This is a genomic window from Pseudomarimonas arenosa (assembly GCF_014841215.1).
Lineage (GTDB): Bacteria > Pseudomonadota > Gammaproteobacteria > Xanthomonadales > Xanthomonadaceae > Pseudomarimonas > Pseudomarimonas arenosa.
Genome location: NZ_JACYTR010000110.1, coordinates 1 through 4830 on the forward strand (window position 1 = coordinate 1; position 4830 = coordinate 4830).

A 4830-nucleotide genomic window follows, 5' to 3' on the forward strand; every position below is an offset into this window, starting at 1 on the left:
CCCGCCCAGTCGATTCCAGCTGCGCCGCGGAACTGACTACTTCAGCCGTGATAGCCTGAGAACCACTCGCCGTTGGATTCAACGCTACCTGCATGCGCCGAGCGGTGAGCTGTTGGCTGAGACTGCGCCGAACAGCAATACCGACAACGGTGCGATTGCCTCGGTGTACGTGTACTTCGCCGGCCAACCGGTGGCGGTGATTCGCAATGGCGCGGTGCACTATGTGTACAACGATCACCTGGGACGACCGGAAGTGGTGGCGAATAGCGCCAATCAGCAGGTGTGGCGGGCCAAGAACTACGCGTTCCACCGCGAGGTGATGCAGGAGGGCGGCAGCTTTGGCGCCCTTAACCTCGGCTTCCCCGGGCAGTACTATGACCCCGAGACCAATCTGTATTACAACTGGCATCGCTACTACGACCCGAGTACCGGGCGGTATACGCAGGCGGATCCGATTGGGTTGATGGGTGGGGTGAATACGTATGGGTATGTGGGGGGGGATCCAGTGGGGTATGTTGACCCACTAGGCTTGAGAGCTCTTACCGCCTGCGAAAAGAGTTTGCTGGCGCCTTATATTCCGCAAGTCGATTTGGACAAGGCAGACTTGCGGGATGGCGAGGTGCCCTGGTATCTGCCTAAGGACATGGGCGGCATAACTCGAGGCAACCGCATCTTCTTTCGGCCCGGTGAATATGCTCAGGGCACGCCAGAAGGGGTGGCACTGCTTGGTCACGAACTCGTCCACGTAGGCCAGTATCGAGAGGGCATGACCTGGGTTAGCTACCTTTGGTCTGTGAAAAGTGGATACTCGGCAAGCAGCAAGTTCGAGGCGCCCGCCTACACGCTTCAGTCGAAAGTTGAGACCGACTTGAAACAAGCTGGTACTGACTGCACCTGCGGAGGAAATCCATGAGTCCTCGGTTGAAGCTGACAGGCCTGCTTATGCTAGCCGTCTCGACTAGTGTTGGCTGTAGCACGACAGGGTTGACGAGAAAGGAAACAATTTCGGCGCAAGACTTCTACTCACAACCCATGGCAGACCGATTGAAATCCTATCGTCGGAACTCCTTGGAAGTTCAACTTACACTTTTCTTTTTCGGAAACCAGATTAGACATCCGCCGGCGCTCTACTTGGCGGATTGTTTTGCTCTGAGTGGGGATGCAGGAGCTGAGCTAATTCAAAAACGTCTGCAACAAGACACAGCAGACCTCAATGTTCGAGATATGGCGACATTGATTCGCGCCATGAATGAAATTGGTTCCTCAAGTCTTGCGTCGAACCCGAAATTGATTGACCAGCTCCGTTTGCGTGCATTGAGCATTCGCGACTCGGGGTGGCGCGAGTACACGTTGAAAATCGTCTCGGACATCGAGACAACGCCAAGCGGCATTCGGCTTCCGTCAGATCAGTGTGGTGAGTAAGGCGCGGCGCGCCTCTGACCCGTTGCTTCGAAATAGCAACGTAGGGCGGGTTTCTAACCCGCCGCTTTGTTGCCGCCATTCGCCGTAATCACTCGCTGTACGTGATGAAGCCTGGTGTTACGAGTGGTGCGGTTTGGCGGTGTCGTGCGTTGCCCTGGCGGGTCAAGACCCGCCCTACTGAGCTGTTTCGGCCGCTCTGGCAGTGGAGCATCACCAATGGGCTGAAGCGGCTCGACCTCGATGACGAAGACCGCGCGTACGGCGGGTCTTCTCACAACAGCAAGCGTAGCAAGGTAGGGCGGGTCTTGACCCGCCGCTTTGTTGCCGCCAATCGCCGCAATCACTCGCTGCGAGTGATGAAGCCTGATGTTCAGAGCGGTGCGGTTTGGCGGTGTCGTGTGTTCCCCTGGCGGGTCAAGACCCGCCCTACCGGTACTTCGATGGTTTCGGCAATCTGCTGTATCGGAAAACGCCGGATGCTGGAATCTGGCAGTTCAACTACGGCAACACTCGCCTGGATTCCGTAGTCCGCGGCGACGACAAGCAGATCGATTACGCGTACGACAGGCTGGGCCGCATTGACACCGTCACGGCGCCATGGAACATCGATGGTTCGTTTGGAGCGCCGGGCGTGCTCACGTACGAATATGACTGTGACAACGGTTTGGGCCGGCTGTGTTCGGTCTCCAACTCGCTCGACGACGGGAGCGGTCGCGCCAATACCCGCTACACCTACGATGAGCTGGGTCAGCTGACGTCACTTGTGGAAAACTTCGTAGATGTGGAGAACTCCGTAGAGCGCAGCATCGGGGTCAGCTACAAGTACGACGCGTACGGACGGCTTTACAGCTTGACCTATGCCAATGGCGTGGTCGTTACCTATAGCTACGCCGGTGGCATGGTGTCGGCGATCAATGCCAGGGTCAACGGCGTGGTGCGGACCATTCTCACCAATGTGAGTTACCGCTCGGCTGGTAGGCCGTCCAGCTTCACCTACGGGAATGGCGCAGTGCGCCAACTGACCTACGGGTGGGACAACCGCCTGCAAAGTATCAGCACCGGCGCCCTGCAGTCGCTCAGCTACGGCTATGACGCCAATGATCGAATGAGCTCAATTGCCAACGACTACGACGGCAGCACGCAGACCTTTGGTTACAACAACGTCGATCGTCTCACGATGGGCCGGCGGCATGACGGCCAGGACGAGTACTGGAGCTATGACAGCATCGGCCACCGGCAAACCCACAACCGTGGCACTAGCGGCTTTACCCTCAACTATCAGGGCAACTGGCTGAAGGGTGTGTCGGGCGGCAGTGTCAGCCGTAGCTACCAGATCGATGCACTTGGCAACCGCACCCAGCTCACCCATGGGGGCGCGACAGAGGGTACCGACTTCTACTACGACCCGTTCCAGCGGCAGCGCTGGGTGGTGCGAGGCACCAACCAAACCGAATGCGACACCGCTCGCGCAGGTACCTGCCCGGTGATGACAGCGGGCTTGTGGACCTATGGCTACAACCACGCCGGTCAGCGTACCTATCGCAGCGACCATAGCCCGCCCAGTCGATTCCAGCTGCGCCGCGGAACTGACTACTTCAGCCGTGATAGCCTGAGAACCACTCGCCGTTGGATTCAACGCTACCTGCATGCGCCGAGCGGTGAGCTGTTGGCTGAGACTGCGCCGAACAGCAACACCGACGACGGCGCGATTGCCTCGGTGTATGTGTACTTTGCTGGCCAGCCGGTGGCGGTGATTCGCAATGGCGTGGTGAACTACATCTATAACGACCACCTGGGCCGACCGGAAGTGGTGGCAAACAGCACCAACCAGCCGGTCTGGCGGGCCAAGAACTACGCGTTCCACCGCGAGGTGATGCAGCAGGGCGGCAGCTTTGGTGCGCTAAACCTCGGCTTCCCCGGTCAGTACTATGACGCCGAGACCAATCTGTATTACAACTGGCATCGGTATTATGACCCGAGTACGGGACGGTATACGCAGGCGGATCCGATTGGGTTGATGGGTGGGGTGAATACGTATGGTTATGTGGGGGGAAATCCGATTGCTGCAATAGATAGAAATGGGTTGTATACATGTGTACTGACTACGGTCGGACCTATGGGCGTTAGAGATCATGCAGCGGTCTACACGTCACGTGGAGATGGGTCTGGTGGTCGAGCGTTGTATGACCCAGCCGGTTCGTACGGAGCAGCGAATGGAGGTGGCAGCAGCGGCCTGGTAATAGGTGAGGCAGCCAATGTGTCAAAGTTCGCGGAATTCCATAAGAAGCAACAGGTTGAAGTGACGTGCAAGAACACTTCGCGAGAGGAAGAAGAAAGTGTCATCAATAAGGCCATGGACCTTCCGGCGGCCGGACCTTTCCAATGTGCAGAGATGTCGTCGACAGCACTGAGCGGGCACCCATCCTTTCCCAATGTACAAGCCGGGACCTTTTGACCAGGGAATCTGTTGGATCAAGTAGGTGTGGGCCAATGAGTTCCCCGATAGGTAGTGCAATCATGTATCTGCTTGGCTTCATTGGTCTTGCAGCTATTGGATTGCTGCCGCTTAGGTCTTATCGGGCACTCAAGCGATTGCTCGAATTGAATCGAAGTGGGACTATGAGCAAGCTCCTTGCGGTTGTTACCGTGCTGGTATCGACTGCTGCACTCTGGGTCGAGGTGCAGATTACTTCGAGGGTTTTTTCCTGCCTAACGGAGCCGTATTGTGGTCCGGGTGTTGCAAGTGGGTGGATGTATCTGGCCATGTTTGGTGGAACCTATCTTGTGTTTGAATGTACGGTGTTCATAGTGCAAAGGCTTGAACGAACCGCTCGATGAAGGTCGCGTAGATACCGTCTCGGAGGCTAAGCCCGCGTAGGGCGGGTCTATTGACCCGCCGGCAACAGACTTGGACAGCCATCAATTAGGAAAGAGGAACAGACTTGAACAGACTTGGACAGCCATCAATTAGGAAAACCGCGCGTACGGCGGGTCTTCTCACAACAGCAAGCGTAGCAAGGTAGGGCGGGTCTTGACCCGCCGCTTTGTTGCCGCCAATCGCCGCAATCACTCGCTGCGAGTGATGAAGCCTGATGTTCAGAGCGGTGCGGTTTGGCGGTGTCGTGTGTTCCCCTGGCGGGTCAAGACCCGCCCTACCGGTACTTCGATGGTTTCGGCAATCTGCTGTATCGGAAAACGCCGGATGCTGGAATCTGGCAGTTCAACTACGGCAACACTCGCCTGGATTCCGTAGTCCGCGGCGACGGCAAGCAGATCGATTACGCGTACGACAGGCTGGGCCGCATTGACACCGTCACGGCACCATGGAACATCGATGGCTCGCCTGGAGGGCCGGGCGTGCTCGCGTACGAATATGACTGTGACAACGGTTTGGGCCGGCTGTGTTCG

Annotated in this window: 3 protein-coding genes and 1 pseudogene; all 4 read left to right on the forward strand. The window is 57.3% G+C overall.

The annotated features are described in order from the left end of the window. Positions 1-913 (forward strand): RHS repeat-associated core domain-containing protein (locus tag IFO71_RS22380; protein WP_192031691.1); only part of this gene is annotated, 913 nt, incomplete at its 5' end. Next, the gene (locus tag IFO71_RS21230; RefSeq protein WP_192031692.1) at positions 910-1422 is read left to right on the forward strand and encodes a hypothetical protein; all 513 of its coding nucleotides are present in this window, start codon (positions 910-912) and stop codon (positions 1420-1422) included. The genes IFO71_RS22380 and IFO71_RS21230, both read left to right, overlap by 4 nt. A gap of 391 nt (positions 1423-1813) precedes the next feature. Then, positions 1814-3877 (forward strand): RHS repeat-associated core domain-containing protein, encoded by a 2064-nt coding sequence (locus IFO71_RS22575; RefSeq protein WP_332309435.1) that lies wholly within the window; start codon positions 1814-1816, stop codon positions 3875-3877. Positions 3878-4533: 656 nt separating this feature from the next. Beyond that, a pseudogene (locus IFO71_RS22135) lies at positions 4534-4830 on the forward strand (hypothetical protein); the annotation flags it as partial.

Excerpts from the sequence above, each read along its gene's own strand:
- IFO71_RS21230 (WP_192031692.1), top strand. The coding sequence starts at position 910 with ATGAGTCCTCGGTTGAAGCTGACAGGCCTGCTTATGCTAGCCGTCTCG.